Below are 23,066 nucleotides of genomic sequence, written 5' to 3' on the forward strand. Positions count from 1 at the left end.
GTCTTTCTGGCATAGTTGCCCAAACAAGCAACACGTGCCGGAGCGCGATCCTGCACGCCGGGGAGGCCTGCTCATATGTCATTGCCAAAACTGCACCTTGAGGGAGACCGTTTCGTGGACGAAGCGGGCCGTCATGTCATCCTGCGCGGCGTCAATCTGGGGGGTGACTGCAAGCTGCCTTACCCGGATGGTGGCACCCACATCCCCACCGATTTTTCCGATCACCGGGAGGTCAGCTTTATCGGCCGGCCGTTCCCCATTGATGAAGCGGACGAGCATCTGGGCCGCCTCAAGCACTGGGGCTTCAACTGCCTGCGCCTTCTGACCACGTGGGAGTCGTGTGAGCACGCAGGGCCCGGTCAGTATGACGAGGCCTATCTGGATTACATCGCTGATGTCTGCCGCCGCGCCGGCGACCATGGCATGTATGTGTTCATCGACTTCCATCAGGACGTCTGGTCGCGCATGTCAGGCGGCGATGGTGCACCCGGCTGGACATTTGAAAAATGCGGCCTCGACTTCACAAAATTCCATGAGTCCGGTTCCGCCAAGGTCATGCAGCATTGCTATGATTTTGAGCGTGGCGGTGGCCGTCAGGAAGACACCTATCCCACCATGACATGGGCGCAGAACTACCGCCGCCCCGGCAACGCCATCATGTGGACGCTGTTTTTCGCAGGCGCTGACTTTGCACCAGACCTGATGGTTGATGGCGTCAACGCGCAGGAGTTTCTGCAAAGCCACTATCTGGGCGCCATGCAGCAGATCGCCAGGCGCGTGAAAGACATGCCGCACGTCCTTGGGTTCGACACGCTCAATGAGCCCGGCTCCGGCTGGATTGCCAACGAGACGAGCTATCAGCATACAGAAAAATCCAAGGAGCATCCTGAGCGTGTATCTCCCGGCCCGGCATGGTCACCGCTTGATGGACTGCTGGTTGCCCGCGGCATCCCGCGCTCCGTGCCGGTCGTGAGCTTTGATGCCACGGAAATGAAGATGAAGGTCACCGGCGAAGAACGCGCCAACGACAATCGCGTGCCCATCTGGCGCGACGGCGTTGCGTGCCCGTTCGAGCAGGCAGGGGCCTATCGCCTCAATGCCAATGGCGAAGCCGAAGACGTCAACGAGACATACTTCACCCATCGCAATGGCAAGCCCGTTGATCTGGAAGCGGACTACATGGCGCCGTTCTTCAACCGGGTGGCGGATGGCATTCGTGAGATCAAATCAGACTGGATGGTCTTTGCCGAACTCGACCCGTTCCGTGGTCTGAGCGGTGAAGGCTTCCCGGAAGGCTCGCCGGACAACACGGTCAATGCCAGCCACTGGTATGACATCGTGACCCTTGTGACCAAGGTTTTCATGTACCCAACCGCCGTCAATCCGTTCAATGGCCGCGTTATCGAAGGGCCGGATGCCATTCAGGCCCAGTATGTGGAGCAGCTTGATCTCATCAAACAGGCAGCCCGCACACTCAATGGCGGCAAGGGCGCCCCAACCCTGATTGGTGAATTCGGTATCCCCTATGACCTTGATCAGGCAGCGGCCTACAAGGCCTGGGCCGCAGGCGATCACAGCGATAAGCCATGGGAGATGCACAAGACATCTCTTGATCTGATGTACAACGCCATGGATGCGCTGCTGCTTTCGACAGCACACTGGAACTACACTGCATCCAACAGCAATGATCAGGCGATCGGCGACGGGTGGAACCAGGAAGACCTGTCGATCTTCTCCCGCGATCAGCAGGACAATCCGCTCGACAAGGATTCCGGCGGACGCGGCCTCAAGGGCTTCTGCCGTCCGTATGTGCGCCGTGCGCAGGGCGAGCTTGTGTCCCACGGATTTGATCTCAAGACGCGCAAATTCAAAGCCGAGATCAAACTCGATGGTGAGGCTTCCGAAACCGAGCTCTACATCCCCCGCCTGCATTACGGGTCCGGTTGCGATATCAGCCTGACATCCGGCAATGCATCATTCATCGGAGACGGTCAGGTTGTGACCATTTCCGGGACCGAAGGGAGCCGTCTGGAAATCGTGGTGCAGCCGTCAACTGGCGCCTAGGTCTGCGTCAGATTTCAATTGGGATGCCGGTGTGCTTTTCAATTTTTTGTTTGACGAAGCCCTTTGCCAACGCTGCAAGTATTTCAACAGTGAATCCACCGGCACTTTCGGCAGATTTCTTGGTCAATTCCCAAACGTTGTCGTCGCGGACACTGTCAAGAAAGTCGTGGCCCTGCCATGTGAGTTCGAGGTCGTGCCAAATTTTGCCACCCAGAAGTGGCACTGGCATGCCCTTCAGATACCCCACTTCTTCCACAAGCATGGCAAGGTGATAGCCTAGTTTTTTCAGATCAGACTCTGTCGAATCGGCATCAAGAAATTCAGCCATCTTGGGTTTGTTGAGGGTCTCAACTTCTAGGAGAATTCCTCGCACAAAATCCATATCTCGTTTCATATGAAGCCTCCAAATCAGTTAAGCCTTGCCGGTCACCATCAGGCAGAATGCAAAGACCTCGGCCACTTCATGCAGGCCTTCAAAGCGGCCCGACTTGCCGCCATGTCCGGCTTCCATGTTGGTCTTGAGCATCAGCAGGTTGTCGTCGGTCTTAAGCGCCCGCAACTTCGCTACCCACTTCGTAGGCTCCCAATAGGTCACGCGGGGGTCAGCCAACCCGCCCAGCGCAAACAGCGCCGGGTAGTCCTGCGCGCTCACATTGTCATAGGGCGAGTACGCCGCAATCCAGTCATATGCCTCAGGATCGGCGATCGGGTTGCCCCACTCATTCCACTCCGGTGGGGTGAGGGGCAGGGTATCGTCCAGCATGGTCGCCAGCACATCCACAAACGGCACCTCGGCTACAATGCCCGCAAACAAGTCCGGCCGCATATTGGCAACCGCACCCATCAACATGCCGCCGGCACTACCACCCTGCGCAACGATGTGGCCTTTGGATGTAAAGCCTTGCGCAATCAGATGTTCACCCGCAGCAATGAAGTCCGTGAACGTATTGGGCTTCTGCTGCAGCTTGCCGCCACGATACCACTGATATCCTTTGTCCTTGCCGCCACGAATATGCGCAATGGCATAGACAAATCCGCGATCAACAAGCGACAGGCGAGCAACCGAAAACCCCGCCGGAATGCTGATCCCATACGCCCCGTAGCCATAGAGCAGGCAGGGCGCGGAGCCATCCAGTGGCGTGTCCTTGTGATGGATGAGCGACACCGGCACCTGCTCTCCATCAGGCGCGGTCGCCATGAGCCGCCGCGTCACATAGTCAGATGGGTCATGCCCGCTTGGCACTTCCTGGCGCTTCAGCAACACACGCTCCCGCGTCGCCATGTCGTAATCATACTGCTCGGCAGGCGTGGTCATGGATGAGTAAGTGAACCGCACTTTGGAGGTGTCATATTCATATCCCGCGGCCAGTCCCAGCGAGTAGGCCTCTTCATCAAAGGCAATGGCGTGCTCGTCGCCTGTCGCCATGTCGCGGATGATCGCGCGGGGGAGACCACCAAACCGTTCGAGACGGGCCAGGTGGCCCTTGAGAGCAAAATGCGCCTGCACAAATGTGCCGGGCGCATGCGGCACGAGGTCTTTCCAGTTTTCCCGGCCCGGCGTCGCAACCGGCGTTTCAACCAGCTTGAAATCTTCCGCATTCGCCGCATTGGTGCGGATGATGAGGCGGCCCTCCCATTCCTCAACATCATACTCATGGCCGTCATCACGCGCCGCAATCAGAACCGGTGCGGTGTCAGGGATGGCGGCGGGAATGAAACGGATTTCAGATGTCTGATGATCATGACTGTCAATCAGGATCAGCTTTCCGCTTTGTGTCTGACCCACCCCGACAAAGAAGCCGGGGTCGGTTTCTTCGTAGATGCAGACATCGTCCGCCACAGGCGTCCCGAGTACGTGACGCATGACCTTGTGTGGTCGGTGGTTCCCATCCTGCACAGTGTAGAAAAGCGTCGCGTTGTCATCCGCCCAAACAACGCCACCGGATGTATCGGGAATGGTGTCAGCCAGCAGCGCGCCGGTCTCAAGATTCTTTACGGATACGGAGAAATACTCCGAGCCTGCAGTATCAACGCTGAAGGCCAGAAGTTTGTGGTCCCGCGAATGCGCAGCATCACCGATCTTCAGATAGCTTTCGCCTTCAGCCAGAACCGGCCCATCGAGAATGATGGTCTCTTCGCCACCGTCGCGCGGCTGACGGCAGTAGAGCGGATACTCCGCACCGGCATCCCAGCGAGAGTAATAGGCAAAGGGGCCATCGGGCGAAGGCACCGAGCTGTCATCCTCTTTGATGCGGCCTTTAATCTCGCCAAAGATCGTGTCCTGAAGCGCCTTCGTCGGTGCCATCTGCGCGTCGGTGTAGGCATTCTCTGCTTCAAGATAGGCGCGGATGTCCGGATCAAGGGTGTCCGGCTCGCGCATCACCTGTTGCCAGTTCTCGGCCCGCAGCCACCCGTAGTCATCACTGCGCGTGCGCCCGTGATGCGTTTCTTGTGTTGGTTTGCGGGCGGCTGCCGGTGCCGAGAGTGTCATGCGTGTCAGTCTTCCTTGCGGTCAAAATCCATGGCCAGGCCATTCATGCAATAGCGCAGGCCCGTAGGTGCAGGGCCGTCGGGAAACACATGACCCAGATGCCCGTCGCAGTTCGAGCACACGACTTCCGTACGGGTGGAGAACAGCGATTTGTCTGCCACATATTCCACAGCATCTTCGGCCACAGGGGCATAGAAGCTGGGCCAGCCGGTGCCACTGTCATACTTGGTCTCTGCATCAAACAGCGCCTGCCCGCAGCAAACGCAGTTGTACACGCCAGCTGCTTTCTGGTCCCAGTTCGGACCCGTAAAGGCACGCTCCGTGCCTGCCTTGCGAGCAACATGAAACTGTTCCGGCGTCAGTTGCGCCTGCCATTCAGCTTCTGATTTCTCAACCTTGTTGGCCTTCTTGGTTTTTGTCCAAAGGGCGCGCGTAGGATCGCTCATGGCATGCCTCACAGTCTGAAGAGTGGAAGTTCCCAACTTGGGTACTTGGCTACTTGGGTCCAGATATAGGAAGACCGGCAGGCGTCTCAATGAAACCCGCCGGTCAATTTATCGCGATTAGGGTGTGTATGGCCTATTCAAAAACAAGCGAAAGCGTTTCAGCAACCATCGCAGGACGGTCAGAGCCTTCCACTTCCATGGTCACTTCGTTGGTCATCTGCATGCCGCCGGACTTGGGCTCCATATTGACCAGTTTGACGCGGGCGCGCACCTTGCTGTCCACGGGAACCATGCCCGTGAAGCGAACCTTGTTGCTGCCGTAGTTGATGCCGCGGGTCACGCTCTTGATGCCGGAAACGCTGCCCTGAAGCATCGGCAGCAGGGACAGTGTGAGGTAGCCATGGGCAATCGTCGGCATGCCGAGTTCTTTTTGCGTGCGCTCCCCATCCAGGTGGATCCACTGGTGGTCGCCTGTGGCCTCGGCAAACAGGTTGATGCGGTCCTGGTCAATCTGGACCCAGTCGCTGACGCCGATCTCTTTGCCGACTTCCTTGGTCATTTCTTCGATGTTTTCAAACATGCGCATGGCGGGTGGTCTCCCTTTGTTGTTTGTAGGCGGGCCCGGCAGCGCGCGGAATATGCTGCGCTGCCGCCAGGCAAGGTGAAAAAGTCAGGCGGACTTTAGCCGTGTGACAGTGCCGCTGCCAATAGCCAGTGTTTATCGGTCAGCCTGGGAGACAACCACACCGCATGAGCCGCAAACGCTAGTAGGAGAACGTCACATCCACCCGGCGGTCAGCAGCGCTGTCATCGGTGAGCCAGTCGGTCATGAAACCCCAGCTTTCACCTTTGGATTTCACCACGATCTGGTCCCGCCGCCAGCCACGCGCCACAAACGCCTTGGCCACAGCTTCGGCACGTCCATAGGCCAGGTTGGCGTTTCGCTTGGAATCGCCTTCCTTGCTGGCCTGCCCGACGATGCAAAGCTGAGCCACGTCGCGCGCGGATGCGATGGAGTGGGCGCGATCGATGCGCTTGATCGACTCCTCACTCAGTTCATTGCCGGACGTGTGGAAATAGATGCGGTATTCATCGTCGATCTGGGCATCCACATTGTTGTCGCACTTGGTCGCCCAGGCATGGGCTGGACCGGAGGACATCAATCCAAGGGACGCCAGCGCGGCAACACCGACAGCAGATAAAAGGAAACGGTTCATGAGACTTTGCCTTTGATGAATCGAATGATCTGCACCTAACACGCGGTGCAGATGTTAGCGCAGACGAATCCAAGAGGCGAGGTTCAATCTATGGAAGCCTAGTCGCCCGCCACGTCCCGCACCCGGTCACATAGTTTGTGCATGGGCCCGGCGCTGATCCCCAGCGCGTCCAGCCGCTCTACTGTCCGGTAAAGATACTCACGATTGGTCCCCAGCTGGCCCTCAGCGCGCGCAATGCGGCGCACAATCGTGTCTTCCTTCACCTTGCCCGCATAGCGTTTGTGCGCCCGGTTGATGACATAGGTGAACGCGGGTTGCTTGATGGTGCGCCCGTTCATCTGCAGGTTGATCCAAGTGGGCCTGTAGGACCCACCGATCATTTCGCGCATCCACAAAATCTCGGTTTCGCTTTCCACCTGATGCGCTGCAATTCGGTGCGCCATGCCCTGGCAAGACCCGCCATGGTCCAGCGCCAGCATCAATCCCGGCCGCTCCGGCGTGCCGCGTCCCAGGGGCAGCTTGAGACAGAACGACCGGTGCAGGCCAAACACCTTGGCGGGTTTGGTGTCGGCCACATGAATGGCCGGGTTCCACATCAAGGAGCCATAGCCAAACACCCAGATGTCGGACTTGCCGTCCCACCGGCGCAGGAACTGACGGCGGTTGTCTTCGCGCTGCTCTTCGGTGAGCAGCGAATTGTCGCCGCGTTCCGCCAGCTCGCGGCGAAGCGTTTCCATGCGTTCGGGCGTAAAGTTCTCGCGCAGAATCATGCCGTCCGGCGACATCTTCAACAAAGATGCCGACGTCGCTGGCTGGCCGTTCTTCTTGCGTGTGCTGCTGCTAGACGATTTTCGAGTCACGGTTGCCCCAGTACCGGTCACGGATAAGCCGTTTATACAGCTTTCCGGTTGGGTGGCGGGGCAATTCCTGGTCAAAGTCGATCGACCGCGGGCATTTGATCTTGGCCAGTTGCGACTGACAAAACTCAATGAGTTCTGCTTCCAGCTCCGGTCCCTTTTCAGCCCAGTCCATAGGCTGCACAACGGCCTTCACTTCTTCGCCAAAGTCCTCGTTCGGAACACCAATCACTGCGACATCCGCCACTTTTGGATGGGTGACGAGCAGATTTTCCGCTTCCTGCGGATAAATGTTCACGCCCCCGGAAATGATCATGTAGGACTTCCGGTCCGTCAGATAAAGGTATCCATCGTCATCAACGCGTCCCACGTCGCCCAGCGTCGTCCATCCCTTGGGGTGTTTCGCTTCGGCGGTCTTGCCCGGGTCATTGTGATATTCAAACTCGTTGCCGCCACCAAAATAGATGGTGCCGACCTCGCCGGCGGGCAGTTCGTTGCCCTCTTCGTCGCAGATGTGCAACTCACCCATCAGCGGTTTGCCGACAGAGCCCTTGTGGGCCAGCCACTCTTCTGAGTTCAGCGCGCAAAAGCCATTGCCCTCGGTGCCCGCATAATACTCATTGATGACAGGACCCCACCACTCGATCATCTGTTCCTTGATGGGAACGGGGCAGGGCGCCGCCGCATGAATGGCGCAATCAATGCTCGACACATCGTATTTCTTGCGGACGTCTTCATCCAGCTTGAGCATCCGCACAAACATCGTCGGCACCCACTGGGCAATGGTGATCTTGTGTTTCTCGATGAGTTTCAGCGCTTCTTCCGCATCAAAATGCTCCATGACCACACAGCTCGCACCCACACGATGCATGGCCATGTTGTAGCGCAAAGGCGCTGCATGATAGAGCGGCGCCGGAGAGAGATAGGTGGACTCGGTGCCTGCCCCATACAGCCCCATGATCAGTGCCAGCAGCGACGGCACTTCATTGATCGGACCGTCAGGCAACGGTGATTTGATCCCTTTGGGGCGACCGGTCGTGCCGGACGAATACAGCATGTCCGTGCCCGCGCTTTCATCCGCAATCGGCTCAGCCGGCATCGCATCGCGCGCGTCTTCAAAGGACTCGTATCCCGGCCGCGTGCCGCCCACCATCAGGCGGTGCTCGACACCCGGCATCATGTCAACGAGTTCATCGACAACAGATCCCATGGCAGCTGACGTAATGAACAGCTTCGCGCCGCAGTCACCGGCAATGTACTCTACTTCGCCGGCTGTCAGCCGTGAGGAGATACAGGTGAAGTAGAGCCCGGAGCGTTGTGCCGCCCAGCACAGCTCCATGAACCGCGCATTGTTTTCCATGAAGATCGCGATGGCATCGCCGCGCTTGAGACCATATTTGCGAAACAGCTGCGCACCCTGATTGGAGCGGTCGTTCAGGTCCTTATACGTCACCGTTTCACCGGTGGCTGCCATGATGTAGGCAGGTTTGTCAGGCGATGTCTGGGCGTGATCAGCCGGATGCATTGTCGGTCTCCCTGAAAGAGCATTTGTGCAGGCACGCTGCTTTTTTGCAGCTTTCCTAATGAATTATAGCCGTTCAGCCTCCCCCACAAGCATTTGCGCGCGGTGAGGGTCAGACAGGCGGTTGACCCTACGGCAACTAGCCTTGTGCGCAGACCACGCTAAACTCCCGCCCGACAGAAACACACAATTCCACAAGGCATACAGCCCCAATACTCAGGGAGACGACCCAATGGCCGACAAGACCTACAACACCATCCTCTATGATCTGGATGACGGCGTGCTGACGCTGACGCTGCACCGTCCTGAAAAGATGAATGCCTTCACCGGCGAGATGATGATGGAGATGATTGACGCTTTTGATCGCGCCGATGCCGATGACAACGTCCGCGCCATCATCGTGACCGGTGCCGACCGCGCGTTCTGCGCCGGTGCTGACCTGTCCCAGGGCGCCAAGACATTTGACTATGAGGCCCGTGACGACCGCCCGGACAAAGCAGGCAGCGCCATGAAGAATGGTGAGATCGACTGGTCTGACGAAAAAGTGCGCGACGGCGGTGGACGCCTGACCCTGCGCATCTTCGAAAGCATCAAGCCCGTTATCGGTGCCATCAATGGCGCGGCGGTTGGTGTCGGTGTCACCATGCAGCTGCCCATGGATATCCGCATTGCTTCCACCAAGGCGCGCTTCGGCTTTGTGTTCGCGCGCCGCGGCATCATTCCAGAAGCCTGCTCCAGCTACTTCCTGCCGCGCGTCGTTGGCATCTCCAAGGCGCTTGAGTGGTGCTATTCAGGCCGCGTGTTTGATGCGCAGGAAGCGCTCGATGGCGGTCTTGTTCGCTCGTTGCACGAGCCTGAAGACCTGCTGCCGGAAGCGCGCCGCATTGCTCGCGAGATTGCGGACAATACGTCATCCGTATCCGTGTCCCTGACCCGTCAGATGATGTGGCGCATGCTGGGTGCGGATCATCCCATGGAAGCGCACAAGATCGACAGCCGTGCGATTTACTCGCGCGGTCAGACGGAAGACGCCAAGGAAGGCGTCATGTCCTTCCTTGAAAAGCGCCAGCCGGAATACCCGTGCAAGCCATCCAAGGACATGCCGAGTTTCTATCCGTGGTGGGAAGAGCGCAAATACAGCTAGACGACAACACCCCAACGACACGATGTGGTGCCGCGATCTGCCTAGTCGGCAGGTTGCGGCACGACGCTGCGGACATCCGCTTTCCACAGGTCCGTGAAGAAGAAGACGCCGAGCCACAGCACCACCATGAAGGCCGGTGGCACCAGGATGGCGTCAAACAACCCAAGCTTGCTCGCCACATAGCCCGCCAGCAATGAGCCGATGGGGCCGCCGCCCATCATGGCGACCTGAAAGGCTGCCAGCATTCGCCCTCGATGGCTTTCAGGCGCCCGGGCCTGCACGATCGCGCGGGCCGTAGACATGCTCACACCCGCAGACATGCCCCAGATCAATACAAGTGCCAGCACGAGCCAGAGCGGTGGCTGAAAGTGCACCAGCGTCATGGTGACGGACCCCATGCACATGGCCAGCATGATCGCTCGGCCCTGCCGTTTGATTTCGGGCAGCCGGGTGAGGATGAAGCTGGAGGCACCGATGCCACCAAAGAAGAACGAGGTGAACAGCGCAATCTCCAAGGCGCCGCCGCCATACACATCCCGGGCTAGCAACGGGAAGATCACCATGAACACGCCAATGTAGAAGACGCCGCCAACGCCCATCAGGATCATGATCGCGCGGATGTCGGGGTCCGCCAGTGTCATGGACATGCCCTCCATCATTTCCTTGAAACGCGAATGGGTCTGTGCGGCGCGCGGGGCAGGGGGGGCTTCATCAAGGCGACTGGTCGAAAACGCTGTCAGCAGCGACATCGCCGCGTGGAAAGCGAGATAGGGCACAGCACCAAAAAGCCCGGCCGCAGCAGCAACCAGCATCCCAATGACCTGGGCTGCAAATTGTGCAGCCGTTGCCATCGCAACAGCATGGGGAATGGCGCCACCCATTGAGCGCATGGCAATGCGTGTGAGCATGGAGTCGCGCGCTGGAACAATCCACGCGGCAGTCGTGGACATGACACCGACATATGCCAGCACCACCCAATAGGTGAGGGCGTCGGACATGATGAACGCAGCCAGCACCAAGGACGGCACGGCGACGAAAACCTGTAGACGCACAAGGTGGCTGCGCAGTTCTGCGCGATCAGCCGACGCGCCTCCAACCATAATGAACACCAGCATGGGCAGCATTGAGAACATCTGTGCAATGCCCACACGCTCGGGAGTTTCTGCCAGAACGATCGTCACCAGCCACGAAACCAGAACACCCTGAATACCGGCTGCGAGGAAATAGGCCGCATGTCCGGTCATGTACCAGCGGGCTTCATTTGGCGAATGATGGTCTATGGCGTCGGTCACGCGTGTACTTCCGGTCTGCAGGAGAGGGGCGGCGATGTGGATTCACAATCCAGTGCTCTGACGTATTGTCAGCGATATGCGCCTGTCAGTCCAGCCATGGGAATCTTCAAGGGAACGCAAGGGTTTCTGCGCTCAAGCCGGCGAAGCAGCCACATCATCTGACGTGATGGATACAAGCCGCGTGGTTGTGGCCAGTGTCAGCAGGACAAGAACCATAACCCCTGCGGAAATCCATGCCGCCGTGTGAATGCTCGTCAGTTCCACGATGAACCCGGACGCAAACGCGCCGATGGGGCCACCGCCTGCAAAGCCCAGCTGAAAAATCGACAGCACCCGAGCGCGATGGGTGGGAGGGGCTGCAAGCTGCACAATGGTTCTGCTCATGGTCATGGAGGTGCCTGCGCCCAGCCCCCATGCAAAGCACAAAATGCACATCACAAAAAACGGGGCAGGCACACCGATCAGAAAAAGAATGACCGCACCACTTGTGAGGCTGCAGGTCATGATCAACCCACGCCGGTGAATATGCCCGAAGCGCAGCAGGGCAAAGGTGGCGATGATGGTGCCACCCCAAAAGCAGATATTCACAATAGAGATGCCGGTGGCGCCGCCGTCATAATAATTGGTGACCAGAAGCGGCAGCAGCACCATGAAGCTGCCAACGTAAAGGACGCCGACGGCAAACATCCCCAACACCACCGGCAGCAGGATGGGCGACCGGGCCACCTGCGCGATGCCGTCGCGCATGTCTGACAGGGGATGTGAAGGCTCACGATCAAGCGGCGGCGCGGGCGGCAGCTTGCGCACCATGAAGGCACCGGACAGCATGACCACCGATTGTAGGGCAAGCAGGGCGGGCGCGCCCGTCACAGCGGCGGCACCGGCAACAATGATGCCCCCAAGCTGCCCAAGAAACTGGACGCCGGATGCCATCGTCACGGCCCGTTGAATATCTTCCCCAAAGGCTTTGACCGCGACGGTGGACAGCAATGAGTCGCGCGCGGGAATGGCAAATGCCGAGAGCGACCCCATGATCAGGCCATACACAATCAGCCACTCATATTGCAGCTCGCCTGAGAAAATGATCAGCGCCAGGGCAAGGGGCGGAAGTGCCGCCGCACAATGAAGGCGAATTAGAACCGCCCGCGTGTCGCTCCGGTCAGCGAAGGCACCGCCAAAGATCATGAACAGGAGCGACGGAGCCATGAGGGCGGTTTGTGCAAGGCCAACCCGAAACGCCCGCTCATCAAGAACATCTGTCACCAGCCAGGCAAACAGCACCATCTGGAGCCCAATGCTGCTGAACCAGGTTGCCTGTCCGCCCAGGTAAAACCCGAACAGACCAGGTTCGGCCCCGTCTTGTTTGCTATCCGTAGACTGAGTGTTCACGCGCGAGGGCTTTCAGGAATCAAAAGTGCATTGAATGTTGGGTGTCATATTGCGGATGTATGCATGCCCGCTTTCGCCCGGTCGGGCAAGAGGTGCCGGTCAGCATGGGTTCAGGGCATCAAAGGCTGAAAACGCCAGTTCGGTCGCGGGCGCATCCAGCAGTGCCGGCTCCCATTCCGCCTGATTGACAACCTTTTGGGCCAGCTGTTTGAAACTGGCTGCCTGCGGCACCTTCAGGCACTGCACCCGGTCCGTGTCCTCGTTTGAATGCTGTTTGGCTGTCAGCCGGTTGCGCGTCATCACCTGGTGACTGCGAAACAACCCGGAAAGAAAGTGGTTGCAGTGATAGATCGCCACAGAGTTCTGCGGCGTCTTGCCCACCTCAAAATCCCTCACCGCCTGCTGGCAGGCATTGTAAAGGTCCTGGCCGGATTCGACGCGCGGCTTTGCCGCTGCCGTTTCCAGCAGCATGAAGAACGTCACAACAGTGAAAATGACCCCGGCAATGCCATGCTGGTCGCGTTTTGAATGACCCATATGCAAAGCCTAAAGCCATGCAGCATGACCCGCCAAGTACTTCTGACAACAAGCAGGCTCTAAAGCCGTGTAGGGCCGATCTGCTGATCTTCAAACATGCGGTTTCGGCCAAGGCCATCAGACGCACCGCAGCTCATCGAAGCTTCGCGCCAGCCGGAGCGATAGGCGGAATTCTGGTCAAAGGCATCGTCATTGCGGAATGTCTTGGTGGCAAAGCCACGTTGCCGGTTTTGTGCTGTCCGGCATCCATCAGCATACCCAGCCTGATATGCCGGCAGCCGCTCCAGGTCGCGGTCAGGTTCGTGAGCGCAGCCCGCAACTGTCATTGCAAATACGGCTGCCACCATGGGAATTACTAATGCGCGTGCCACGACTTTTCTCCCGCAAACGCCAAATCGGCATTCTTTTTACATGTATTTTGCAAACCCTAGCAGAACCGCATGGCGGGAGCGATGGGCCACAAAAAACGCGGTAAACGAGGGTTTGTGAGGACCCGCATAAAACACCCGTAAAAATCCGGACAAATCTGTCGCTCACTAAAATCGAATGCCGAGCTCAGTTTTGGCGTCTTCTCAAGGTGCGTCCGCAATCCTCATCCAATCGTGCAGAAAGCACACGACTTTGAGGAAGGACATGACCATGGCCAGTGAGCGCCAGGATCTGACCCTGAGACGGGAAGCAAAAGAAGTGCTGGGGCTTGTGGCTCTGGCACAGGACAAAGCCGGCAAGGCCCGCGCGCTGATTGTGCGCCGCCTGACGGACATTGCCCTTTTGCCCGAAAGCCAGCTGACGCCGCAGGAGCGCCAGCTCGTGGACCAGATGCTGGCCCAGCTTGTCGGCCACATAGAAGTGGATCTTCGTGCCCGCCTTGCCACGCGCCTCGCAGACCGCGCGGATGCCCCCCAGGAAGTGATCGTAACCCTGGCCCACGACGTCATCTCGGTTGCGCGGCCATTGCTTGAAAAATCAACGGCGCTGGGAGACAGCGACCTCGTCGATGTCATTCAAGCCAAGGGCCGCGACCATTGGGTCGCCACCTCCAGGCGCAAAGAGCTTTCTTCTTCAGTGACCGATGCGCTGATTGCCACCGGTGAATCCGAGGCGCTGATCGAGATCGCCCGCAACAAGGGCGCCCAGTTCTCCGCCGCCGGCTATGAGCGCATTGTCCACCTGAGCGAAAAAGAGCCGGCCCTGTGCGACCTGCTGGTGGCGCGAGACGACATCACACCCGCTCTGGCCCACACCATGTTCTGGTGGGCCTCGTCCAGCCTGCGCCTCGACATCGTCAATCGGTTTACAGCCGACCGGCGGATGCTGCGCGAAGCCCTGAACGACGCGATCGACGAAGGCATTGATGCTTTTTCCAGCGATCCCGAACTGATGCGGACCTTGAGCATGATGGCGCCCCAGCGGCGTTACGGGCCAAGCCTTGGCGAGGAACTTCTGTCTGCCGCCCGCAGCACCGACATGCGCAAAGTCGTCAGCCTGTTGGCCAAATACGCAGACATCCGTCCACAGACAGCGGCGCACATTGTCACGGATCCCGGCGGGGAAGCGCTGGCAGTCGCAGCCAAAGCCCTGGGCATGACGCGCAAGGAATTTCTTCAGTTCGCCTTGCTTATCGCAAGCCATCGCGACAGCACGTCCCGCACTGCCGCTGAAGTGAACCGGCTGACCGCGCTGTTTGACAGCGTGGCAACGGACAGGGCCGATGTGGTGCTGAGGTACTGGGACGACACGGTGCGCGCCACCAAGCCGTCCATAAAGGCTGCCGGACGCATGGCCGCTGCCTAGCGCGGTCTATTCCCCGGCAATCTGCTGAGGCGCTGCCGCCGCATCTTCTGACGGGCTGACCTGATCACTTCGCGAAGCGGACTTGCGTGAAGGCGTCTTGGTTGCAACCGCAAATGCATCCACCGAAATGATTTCCTCCAGCCGGGATTGCGCATTGCGCGCGGTCTCGACGATGTCCTGTTCGGCCTGATCCACCAGCGCGACGATCTGTGCCAGCGCATCGGTCAACTGAGACGCCCAGATGGGTTCCGCCCCATCCACCACCATGGCATCCATGTCCCGTCCAAGTCGCGCGGCTGCATTGCGCACCGCGCCGCTGTCGAACGCGCCACTGGAGATCGACGCCCGAATGCCCGCAATCTCTGCCTTGAAGGCTGCTTCACGACCGGCGCGCCGCAGGCTGTCGGCATCTTCGTCGTCCGCCATCGGCGCAAGGTCATCAAGACTGATGTTGAGATGGCGCGCTAAGGCGGCCATGGTTTTGAAAGTGCCTTCCTTCTTGCCGGTTTCAATCTCCGACAAATAGGCCGGGCTTATGCCCGCCATCCGCGCCAGGGCAACAGCCTTGTGGCCGCGATGTTCCCGCCACACCCGCACCGGGTTGTCGCCGTCGGCAATCCGGTGCGCCACGTCAGCCGGCAGCGCCACCTCGCCATCGTCGAGTGCCCGCAATTCGCTCACGCCGGTCTTGAGATCACGATACGCCTCAAGATCCCGCACCATCACCCGATAGGTTTCGATGGGGACCGCAGCAAAGGACGCGTCGCCCTGTGGTGTTTCAATGATCTGGACCGGCTGCTCCTTGCTCATGCAGCACCGCCGACCTGAACAGGCCCAAAGTCTGACCGAGGGGCGGAAGGCGGCAACGCATGATCACGCCCCACAATCGCCAGCACGTCGATCCTCTCCTGCGTGATTCGGCAGACCAGTCGTCCCACACCCTCAACCGCAACTTGCGCCAGATCACGCTCAAGCCCGCCCGGCAGAGCGCGAATGGGCGCGAGTGACCGCTCCGGCATGCGCAGCATATCAGCCATGGCACGCACGGCAGCCTGCGCTGAATGCGGCAGTGCAGCGAGCGCGCGGAAGGCGGCACGGCTGTAATAAAGCGGGGTCACAGGTGAGCGGGTCCAATTTTTCAACGGCGGTAAAAACCGTCTGACGGCAAGGATATACGATTCGCACCTCCACGAGGTGTTGCGTTAGGCTTTGCGAATGACAAGAGAACCAATGCTCACCCAATCGGCGTCCGCCCCGGCTCTGACGGCCGCAACGCTTCCGGACTATTTGCAGGAGCGCGCGTCCTCCCGCATGGGGCTGTCTTTGGCAGACCGACGCATCGCGGTGGATGAAAACGCCATCACCTTCCCCACGGACCCGGACATCCAGATCGGTGCTGTTGAGGCAGGCGGTGTGCCGTGCGAATGGCAGGTGCCGCCAGGTGCTGAGGCGGGCAAATGCCTGCTCTATTTTCACGGCGGCGGGTATGTCTTCGGGTCAGCGACATCACATCGGCACCTGACGTCAAAACTGGCGCAGCTTGCCGGTATGAGATGTCTGAGCGTCAGCTACCGTCTCGCGCCTGAGAACCCATATCCCGCGGCCGTGGAGGATGCGCTTGCTGCATATCGCTGGCTTCTCGACGAAGGCATATCTGCACAGGATATTGCGGTCGCAGGCGATTCTGCGGGCGGTGGACTTGCGGTGGCATTGATGTTGAAAGCCCGCGAGGAAGGTCTGCCCCTACCGGCGGCCGCCCTGCTTTTTTGTCCGTGGACGGACATGGCCTGCAACCGGCCAAGCTACAAGTCCCGCGCAACCATAGATCCCTCGATCACCCAGCAGGGCATTCTCGAATCCGCCAGCGCCTACATGAACGGGGCAGACATCACGTCACCATTGGCGTCGCCGGTCTATGCGGACCTGTCAGGACTGCCCCCCTGCCTGGTACAGGTGGGTGAACGCGAAGTGCTGGTAGACGATGCCCGTGACCTTGTTGCTGGAATGCGCCGGGTTGGCACAACTGCCGAACTCGAAGTCTGGGACGGCATGGTGCATGTGTGGCATGCCTTCCATCCGATACTGAAAGAAGGGCTGCAGGCGGTGCAGCGCGGCGCCGACTTCCTGAGCACCCATATGAAACCCTGACGCGGTTGGGCGTTAGCTGCGCCAGCGCAACACGGTTTTTTCGGGAACAGGGTTCTTGAAGGGGCGGCCTTCTGCCCGGGCACGATCCCATTCAGCCTTCATGCTGAAATACCATTTGCCCTGAATGTCGGATTCATTGATCAGCATCAGGCGAGGATCAAACTTCAACCCCTCCTGCATGATGTTGGCAATGTCCGCATCCTGTTTCAGGAAGTGATACATGAATGGCTTGAACACGGGCGCCAGAAAATTGAGCACCGGGTTCGTCGAGTAGAAACTCTGGGTGATCTCGGTTTCTTCGGGGCCTGTTGGCGTGACCGTGGTCATGCCGACAACATGGTGTTTGCCCGCCGTAATGTGCTCAATGCGCACACCGGGAATTAGAAAACTGATCTCGGTTTTTACGTCGCCGCCCAGCAGCGAATAGACCTTGGAATTGGCTGAGGGCTTGTGCCCCACCATCACAAAGCCATTCTTGACCGGCGCAAATTCCTTGGCCTTTTCGCGCATGCCGCTTTCATCGCGCCAGAACCAGTTCTTGTGCACAAACGGTCCGTGCGCCGGGTCAATCAGCCCGATCACCGCGTTGTCTACATGGCAGGTCAGGTCAAACTTCTGGTAGATGCGCGCCGGGCGGTCGCCCACACCGGGCATCAGTGGCGGTTCTTCCGTCGGCTGCGCCGGGTTGCGCAGGTCGGACGGGACAAAAACCCACAACGCCCCTTGTTGCTCCCGCAAGGGATAGGACGTCACGGCAATTTTCGTCGGATCCATATCCTGCCCCTCGTACAAAGAGGGAATGTGCTTGCACACACCATCGGTGCCAAACCGCCACCCATGGTAAGGGCATTGCACCGTAGGCTGATTGTCTGTTTCAACAAATTTACCGGCAGAAAGCGGCACACCGCGATGGGGGCAGATGTCGCGAATGGCGAAGGCATCACCCGCCTTGGTGCGCCCGACCAGCACCGGCTGACCTGCAATCACCTTGTGCACCAGCGCACCCGGCTTTATTTCCCGGCCATGAACCGCGAAATACCAGATATCTTTCAGGAAGCCGTCGTTCTGATCCATTGCCAGCCTGTTTGTTGCGGCGATAATTCCAACACATATTTTGCCACGCCTGCGTGTTATGCACTGGTCTAGGTATGAACAGCAATTGTGCTGTGTCAAAACAAGAGCCACCCTATGCTGAATCCCGCGTATCACGATTGGATTTCGAAAATCTATGGCTGACACACTCAACGTCGCGCTCGCCAACCTGGCCTCGCCCATGGTGCTGTTCTTTGCCCTTGGCTTCCTGGCAGCCCTTGCCCGGTCGGAGCTGTCAGTGCCCGAAGCGGTGGGTAAGGGGCTTGCCCTCTACCTCATGCTTGCCATCGGCTTCAAAGGCGGCGTATCGGTCGCGGAAGCCGGGTTGAGCACGCAGCTGCTGGTGACCGCACTGGCGGGCATCATTCTGGGCTTCATCGTCCCGGTCATTGCACACACGCTGCTGCGCATGACCACACGGCTCGATGACGCGACCCGTGCCGCCGTCGCAGCGCATTACGGCTCCATCAGCGTGGTCACCTTCGTGGCCGCGACCGAGGTCGTGACATCCATGGGGCTTGTCTTTGACGGCTACATGGTTGCCGTCATGGCCTTGATGGAAACGCCAGCCATTATTGCGGGCCTTCTCTTGGCGCGCGGGGCGGTGACATCCTCCAGTCCTGAAACCGCCACCCCCTGGAGCAGCCTTGCCCGAGAGGTCTTTCTCAATGGCAGTGTGGTGTTGCTCATCGGGGCCTTCATCATCGGCATTGCCACAGGCACCAAGGGAATGCAGTCGATCGGTCCTTTTGTGGAAGCGCCCTTCAAAGGCATATTGTGCCTGTTCCTGCTGGACATGGGGCTGCTTGCCGCGCGTCGTCTGCGGGAATCCACCGGTCTGACATTTCCGCTCGCGGCCTTTGGCATCTACATGCCGCTGATTGCGGCAGTGCTCGGCGTCGTGAGTGGCACATTGCTGGGTCTTGATGTCGGCAGCGTCGCCTTGCTGACCGTGCTATGCGCCAGCGCCTCATATATTGCGGTTCCGGCGGCAATGCGCATGGCGCTGCCCGAGGCCAATGCGGCTATCTACTTGACATTGTCGATGGCGATCACGTTCCCCTTCAATCTCGTCATCGGAATCCCACTCTACATATCTGCTGCGCAGATGCTGGCGGGATAACCCATGCAAGGCACAATTCAATGGCTATAGAAACAACCACGTGCAAACGCATCGAACTGGCAATTGCCAAGGCCCATCTGCGGGTGTTCGCGCGCGTCTTCGAGACGGTCGGGGTAACCGGCTGGACAGCGCTCAAGACAGTGGGCGGGGCAGGGACATCCGGTGTCTGGCAGGAAGATCAGCTGACCGGGGCAGAAGACCACATCGTGGTCATCGCCATCACAGACGATAAAGGCGCCGACGAGGTGCTTGCGAAAATCAGCAAGCTCTTTGAGCGCTATCCCGGCATAGTGTCCGTCAGCGAGGCGCAGGTGCTACGCCCAGAACGATTTGCGGGCAAACCCTGAGGGTTCGCCCGCACTCAACGTCTTCAATGTGTCAAAGCGGGTTACGCCGCGTGCGTGCCGTTCGCCAATGCGCCGATCACAGGCACCTTGCCCACAACCGTGCGTCCCAGGGCAAGGCCTTCTGACACGGCCTCCGTGGTGACCGTTGACACCGTGGGACGTGACAGGTCGAACTGCGCTTCCACAGTCTCGTCACGGAACCGGTCAACTTCACCACCGAACTTTTCCGCAATCCGGTACATGCGCTCATTCTTGACGAGGCAGAGCATGTAAATCCGGCTCATGAAACGGTTGCGGCCAATCGTCAGCATCCGCTTTGTCAGCTCAGATCCAAGGCCGTAACCCTGCATGTTGCTTTCAACGGCAACAGCAGCTGATCCTTCGAGCGGCAGACGCCATCCGATCGGCGTGAGGATACCCGACGCTGTCACTTCACCGTCCACAACCGCACCAATCACGATGTCGCGGAACCAGTCGATGCGATCCACATAGGTCTGGATAAAGCGGTTGGTGACCGGACGGCCAAACCGCAACGTGCGATCGTCGCGGTCGAGGCGGCACAAATGGCGGCGCATGGCATCTGCTTCCAGCGGCCAGATTCGGCGAATAACCGGCTGAGCAATTGCGCGGGGCTTTGAAGGCTTGGCTTCAGCCTTGGGCGCTGCTGTCTTCTTTGATGCTGTCTTTGAAGCTGATTTTGCGGCGGTTTTCCGCGCAGTTGGCTTCTTGGCCGCTGTTTTACGGGCAGCTGTTTTCGTCCGCGCTTTGGACTTTGGAGCGCTTTTTCGGGCTGTAGCCATGAGAATACCTTTCTGGTGCTGACAATGTGTCAGCTGCAATCGGTCGGCGAACCATACACAAAGGCTATGTTGCTCTGCAATATAAGAAGAATGCAGCCCATCCCAACCCTGATTCGGCCTGACAGACGCTTTTTGTGGTCATTTCGCGTGCCATCACCCCGAAACCTCATCGTGGCGGTGATTGGTTTGGGGGGAGCACTCATTCTGAATCCTGCATTCGGTGCCGCTCAGGAGAGTGCAGCAGCTCAATCCAGCCCGCCTTGTCCCATATGTGAGATCAGCAGGTCGCTCGCGGGCGATCTGGCGGACAAGGCAGCAAATCTCAACAGCAAGGCACAGGCAGCACTGGATGCGAGCCGCATCCAGACAGACCCATCCAAAATGAGGTGGCCGGGCCCGGCACGTCTGGACAGCGGATCAACAATCTGGACGCAGCAGCAAACCGCACTTGCGCATTCGAAGGCGGCAGATCGTTCAAACCAGATAGCAATGGGCGTTGATCTGTTGGCGCAAGCTGCGGCGCGCGCGGCATCTGCATGTCTGATGGAAAATATCTGCAGCGCATCTCACCGCGTGATCACACCAGCATCCCCTGCCTGCGCGGTTATTGGCGGCGACCAGATGGTGGACCTTGATCGCGTCCTGTCACCCATCCGCGCGACAACACGGGCACTGGAAACCGAAGCACTCACCTGCTCGGCCATGCCGTGCCCCGGCGCTGACTGCACGGCACGTCACGTCCTGCTGGAAAGCGCCGCTTTTGCAGATGGCATCTTGAGTGCTGCCGTTGGGGAAACATCTGAAACGGTGGTTGAAGCCGTGCCGCCTGACCTCACCCACACCTCGGACGCAGCAACCGTGTCCGTTAGCATGTCCGGCCTTCAAGCCTTGTCGCGCCTGGCAGAGATCTTCGATACGACCGGTCTTGATCCGCAGGGGACACAGGAGCTGGCCGCAAGCCTGGCCAACATCGAAAAAAATTTGATCAAGCCGGTTTCGGGGGAAGGGCGTCCTCCGCGCTGGCGGCGCGTCTCGCTCCGCCTGGCACTTGCCGGCATGCGCGATGCGCTGGGCAGTCTGCGTCTGGAAAAGCGTGTGTCCCAGCCTGCAGCATGGGAGCGGGCAGCAGGCCGCCTTGAAACAGCGATGAAATCTCTCATGCGCCTTGAACGCACAAAGCCGGTAGATGCAGGGGCGAAAGCGACCCATGCCTTATCCTGTCCCGGCGTTGACCCGCAGCTGACACGAACTCTCTTTCAGTTGCGCCGGGCGATCAATGCGTCCGCCGTTTGCTCTGTGCGCAGCGGGTGCAGCGCGCAGGAGGCGATTGATCAGGGCACACAGCGGGCAGCTGTGTTGGTTGGCAAGCCGGTGCTGGAGCCAAGGCTTGAGTTGATCAAGACCCTTGAAGAAGAAGTGGCGATCAGCCCTGCGGTGCTCAGTGACGCCGGTGTGTCCGCTGAGCCCGTGCCTGGCATTTCATTGACGCGTACGGCCTACCAGCAGGGCAGCGCGATCGAGCTTGATCTGGAAATCCGCAACAACCGGTGCCTCGCCAATGGTGGTCATGTGGCTCTCGTACCGTTGGATGAAGCGAACGGTGCGATTGCCATATCGGTTGATCTGCTTGCCGACACAGTCGAGCAGGCGGAAGTTTCAGGCGATCCAAAATCGCGCCTGCTTTTCCGCGCCCCGCCGGAGGGTTCTTACACCGCGGCTGTCTATGCTGGAGCTGCGGAAGGCGGCGCGCTTCTGGCGGCAACGCCACTGCGTGTCACCAAGCCTGAGCCGCACCGCTGCGACGGGTGGACCGGCGTCTGGCGGACCGAGTTTGGGCGCCTCGTCACTGTGCAGCACGATGATGAAACGGTTACCGGGTCATATGGCCGGGATCCCGGTGTGCAGCCAGGTTTTTTGTTTGGCCGTATACGGAATACCCAACTGCGCGGTGTGTGGGTGTCAGAAATCAGTTCCGGCGGCGCGCGCCTGACACTTGAGGGCGATGGCGTGTTTCGCGGCAGTTGGGGCCTGTCACCGGATCAGATCACAAATGGCGGCCGCTGGTCGGGCGTCTGCATCGCCCAGGCGCCTGACGATCAGTCCCCCGAAGGGTCCATGGATGCGAATTAGCGCGGCTTTCTGAAATACTGAATGCGCATGACAATGCGCGCAGCCCAGTCGAGCTCCGCGCCAAAGCGCACGTCTCCGCCCGCATCAAGCGGCATCAGCGTGAACAGTCCACTGTCCTCCCGCGCCACGCGGCGCAGATACAAACTGTTGTTGTCTCCGGGGACAAGGCAATCCTGAGCATGGGCCGCTGCAAGGTCTGCTCCTTCAAGCCGGTTGCCGATCAAGAGATCTCCCGCCTCATAGGGGCCGACTCTGCCCGACAGCCATACGGCGACGGGGCGGTCGGCGGGGATATCCACCGCGAAGCCGGGAAGGTCCGCTTCCGTTGCCGTCAGTGCCGCACCGTCGCCGGCCAATGTACCCATCAGGTCAATTTCGCGGCCCTGGGTGCCGGAAATCAGATCACGCACCTGGACATCAAAGACACCGGCAAATCGCTCCAGCCAGTCAATGGAGACCGTCATGTTGCCGGTTTCCAGCCGGGAAATGGTCTGAGGTGTGGTTTCTACCTTGTCGGCCAGCTGCTGCAGGGTCAGCCCGCGCAGTTTCCGGTAGTGCCGAATACGTGTCTGCATTGCCTGCCCCCTGATCATTGCTCTGTCTCCGAACCTGCGTCGGAGCTTCTAAGACGGATTGCAACCAGACTTTTTTCAGTCGATTGCCAAAAAATCTA

The 23,066-nt window shown here is 59.3% G+C and carries 23 protein-coding genes; 7 read left to right on the forward strand and 16 right to left on the reverse strand.

Features of this window, described 5'->3' with window-relative positions; genetic code table 11:
- The first annotated feature begins 75 nt into the window (after positions 1–75).
- Positions 76–2,064, forward strand: coding sequence for a glycoside hydrolase family 5 protein (locus tag BN1012_RS04015; RefSeq protein WP_043948623.1), 1,989 nt, complete (start codon positions 76–78; stop codon positions 2,062–2,064).
- A 7-nt stretch (positions 2,065–2,071) separates the two neighbouring features.
- On the opposite strand, the gene BN1012_RS04020 is transcribed toward BN1012_RS04015, so the two are convergent.
- From BN1012_RS04020 to BN1012_RS04050, 7 genes are all read right to left on the reverse strand, one after another.
- Positions 2,072–2,458 (reverse strand): DUF2513 domain-containing protein, encoded by a 387-nt coding sequence (locus BN1012_RS04020; protein WP_043948624.1) that lies wholly within the window; start codon positions 2,456–2,458, stop codon positions 2,072–2,074.
- 18 nt (positions 2,459–2,476) lie between these two features.
- The gene (locus tag BN1012_RS04025; protein WP_043948625.1) at positions 2,477–4,555 is read right to left on the reverse strand and encodes a S9 family peptidase; all 2,079 of its coding nucleotides are present in this window, start codon (positions 4,553–4,555) and stop codon (positions 2,477–2,479) included.
- A gap of 5 nt (positions 4,556–4,560) precedes the next feature.
- A complete protein-coding gene (msrB, locus tag BN1012_RS04030) occupies positions 4,561–5,001 on the reverse strand; it encodes a peptide-methionine (R)-S-oxide reductase MsrB (protein ID WP_043948626.1) in 441 nt (146 codons plus the stop codon).
- 133 nt (positions 5,002–5,134) lie between these two features.
- Positions 5,135–5,587 carry a MaoC family dehydratase gene (locus tag BN1012_RS04035; RefSeq protein WP_122381338.1) on the reverse strand — a complete coding sequence of 151 codons (453 nt, stop codon included), beginning with the start codon at positions 5,585–5,587 and terminating at the stop codon, positions 5,135–5,137.
- A gap of 178 nt (positions 5,588–5,765) precedes the next feature.
- Complete coding sequence (locus BN1012_RS04040; protein ID WP_043948628.1) at positions 5,766–6,218, reverse strand: OmpA family protein; 453 nt, start codon at positions 6,216–6,218, stop codon at positions 5,766–5,768.
- Between the two features lie 98 nt (positions 6,219–6,316).
- A complete protein-coding gene (locus tag BN1012_RS04045) occupies positions 6,317–7,078 on the reverse strand; it encodes a gamma-glutamylcyclotransferase (RefSeq protein ID WP_145973412.1) in 762 nt (253 codons plus the stop codon).
- The gene (locus BN1012_RS04050) at positions 7,059–8,600 is read right to left on the reverse strand and encodes an AMP-binding protein (RefSeq protein ID WP_043948629.1); all 1,542 of its coding nucleotides are present in this window, start codon (positions 8,598–8,600) and stop codon (positions 7,059–7,061) included. Before BN1012_RS04050 ends, BN1012_RS04045 begins: the two co-directional genes overlap by 20 nt.
- A gap of 229 nt (positions 8,601–8,829) precedes the next feature.
- On the opposite strand from BN1012_RS04050, the gene BN1012_RS04055 reads away from it, so the two are divergent.
- A complete protein-coding gene (locus BN1012_RS04055) occupies positions 8,830–9,741 on the forward strand; it encodes a crotonase/enoyl-CoA hydratase family protein (protein WP_043948630.1) in 912 nt (303 codons plus the stop codon).
- A gap of 41 nt (positions 9,742–9,782) precedes the next feature.
- On the opposite strand, the gene BN1012_RS04060 is transcribed toward BN1012_RS04055, so the two are convergent.
- The 4 genes from BN1012_RS04060 to BN1012_RS04075 all read right to left on the reverse strand — a co-directional run bounded on the left by BN1012_RS04060 (position 9,783) and on the right by BN1012_RS04075 (position 13,330).
- Complete coding sequence (locus BN1012_RS04060) at positions 9,783–11,033, reverse strand: MFS transporter (protein WP_145973413.1); 1,251 nt, start codon at positions 11,031–11,033, stop codon at positions 9,783–9,785.
- Positions 11,034–11,165: 132 nt separating this feature from the next.
- Positions 11,166–12,422 carry an MFS transporter gene (locus BN1012_RS04065; RefSeq protein WP_043948632.1) on the reverse strand — a complete coding sequence of 419 codons (1,257 nt, stop codon included), beginning with the start codon at positions 12,420–12,422 and terminating at the stop codon, positions 11,166–11,168.
- Between the two features lie 99 nt (positions 12,423–12,521).
- Complete coding sequence (locus BN1012_RS04070; RefSeq protein ID WP_043948633.1) at positions 12,522–12,959, reverse strand: Rap1a/Tai family immunity protein; 438 nt, start codon at positions 12,957–12,959, stop codon at positions 12,522–12,524.
- Positions 12,960–13,018: 59 nt separating this feature from the next.
- On the reverse strand, positions 13,019–13,330 hold the full coding sequence (locus tag BN1012_RS04075; RefSeq protein ID WP_145973414.1) for a hypothetical protein: 312 nt from the start codon (positions 13,328–13,330) through the stop codon (positions 13,019–13,021).
- Positions 13,331–13,592: 262 nt separating this feature from the next.
- Between BN1012_RS04075 and BN1012_RS04080 the strand changes: the two genes are divergently transcribed.
- Positions 13,593–14,753 carry a DUF2336 domain-containing protein gene (locus tag BN1012_RS04080; protein ID WP_043948635.1) on the forward strand — a complete coding sequence of 387 codons (1,161 nt, stop codon included), beginning with the start codon at positions 13,593–13,595 and terminating at the stop codon, positions 14,751–14,753.
- A 6-nt stretch (positions 14,754–14,759) separates the two neighbouring features.
- Here BN1012_RS04080 and BN1012_RS16630 read toward each other — a convergent pair whose 3' ends face one another.
- Both BN1012_RS16630 and BN1012_RS04090 read right to left on the reverse strand, forming a co-directional pair.
- Positions 14,760–15,563, reverse strand: a complete 804-nt coding sequence (locus tag BN1012_RS16630) for a helix-turn-helix transcriptional regulator (RefSeq protein ID WP_052534528.1) — start codon at positions 15,561–15,563, stop codon at positions 14,760–14,762.
- Positions 15,560–15,871 (reverse strand): hypothetical protein, encoded by a 312-nt coding sequence (locus BN1012_RS04090; protein WP_052534529.1) that lies wholly within the window; start codon positions 15,869–15,871, stop codon positions 15,560–15,562. The genes BN1012_RS16630 and BN1012_RS04090 overlap by 4 nt, the downstream gene beginning before the upstream one ends.
- A 112-nt stretch (positions 15,872–15,983) precedes the next feature.
- Here BN1012_RS04090 and BN1012_RS04095 point away from each other — a divergent pair, with 112 nt between their 5' ends.
- A complete protein-coding gene (locus BN1012_RS04095) occupies positions 15,984–16,901 on the forward strand; it encodes an alpha/beta hydrolase (RefSeq protein WP_043948637.1) in 918 nt (305 codons plus the stop codon).
- A 12-nt stretch (positions 16,902–16,913) separates the two neighbouring features.
- Here the strand turns inward: BN1012_RS04095 and BN1012_RS04100 are convergent, their stop codons facing one another.
- Positions 16,914–17,975, reverse strand: coding sequence for an aromatic ring-hydroxylating oxygenase subunit alpha (locus BN1012_RS04100; RefSeq protein ID WP_043948638.1), 1,062 nt, complete (start codon positions 17,973–17,975; stop codon positions 16,914–16,916).
- Between the two features lie 154 nt (positions 17,976–18,129).
- Here BN1012_RS04100 and BN1012_RS04105 point away from each other — a divergent pair, with 154 nt between their 5' ends.
- Together BN1012_RS04105 and BN1012_RS04110 are read left to right on the forward strand one after the other, a co-directional pair.
- The gene (locus BN1012_RS04105; RefSeq protein ID WP_043948639.1) at positions 18,130–19,116 is read left to right on the forward strand and encodes a sodium-dependent bicarbonate transport family permease; all 987 of its coding nucleotides are present in this window, start codon (positions 18,130–18,132) and stop codon (positions 19,114–19,116) included.
- 20 nt (positions 19,117–19,136) lie between these two features.
- Positions 19,137–19,463, forward strand: a complete 327-nt coding sequence (locus tag BN1012_RS04110; RefSeq protein WP_052534532.1) for a P-II family nitrogen regulator — start codon at positions 19,137–19,139, stop codon at positions 19,461–19,463.
- 41 nt (positions 19,464–19,504) lie between these two features.
- Here BN1012_RS04110 and BN1012_RS17705 read toward each other — a convergent pair whose 3' ends face one another.
- The gene (locus BN1012_RS17705) at positions 19,505–20,263 is read right to left on the reverse strand and encodes a GNAT family N-acetyltransferase (RefSeq protein ID WP_043948640.1); all 759 of its coding nucleotides are present in this window, start codon (positions 20,261–20,263) and stop codon (positions 19,505–19,507) included.
- A gap of 147 nt (positions 20,264–20,410) precedes the next feature.
- On the opposite strand from BN1012_RS17705, the gene BN1012_RS04120 reads away from it, so the two are divergent.
- The gene (locus tag BN1012_RS04120; protein WP_145973415.1) at positions 20,411–22,393 is read left to right on the forward strand and encodes a hypothetical protein; all 1,983 of its coding nucleotides are present in this window, start codon (positions 20,411–20,413) and stop codon (positions 22,391–22,393) included.
- Here BN1012_RS04120 and BN1012_RS16635 read toward each other — a convergent pair.
- Positions 22,390–22,968 carry a helix-turn-helix domain-containing protein gene (locus BN1012_RS16635; RefSeq protein WP_052534534.1) on the reverse strand — a complete coding sequence of 193 codons (579 nt, stop codon included), beginning with the start codon at positions 22,966–22,968 and terminating at the stop codon, positions 22,390–22,392. The two genes, BN1012_RS04120 and BN1012_RS16635, sit on opposite strands and share 4 nt — an antisense overlap.
- Between the last annotated feature and the right edge of the window lie 98 nt (positions 22,969–23,066).

Origin of the sequence: Candidatus Phaeomarinobacter ectocarpi, assembly GCF_000689395.1 — a bacterium.
In the GTDB taxonomy this organism is placed as follows: Bacteria; Pseudomonadota; Alphaproteobacteria; order CGMCC-115125; family CGMCC-115125; genus Pyruvatibacter; species Pyruvatibacter ectocarpi.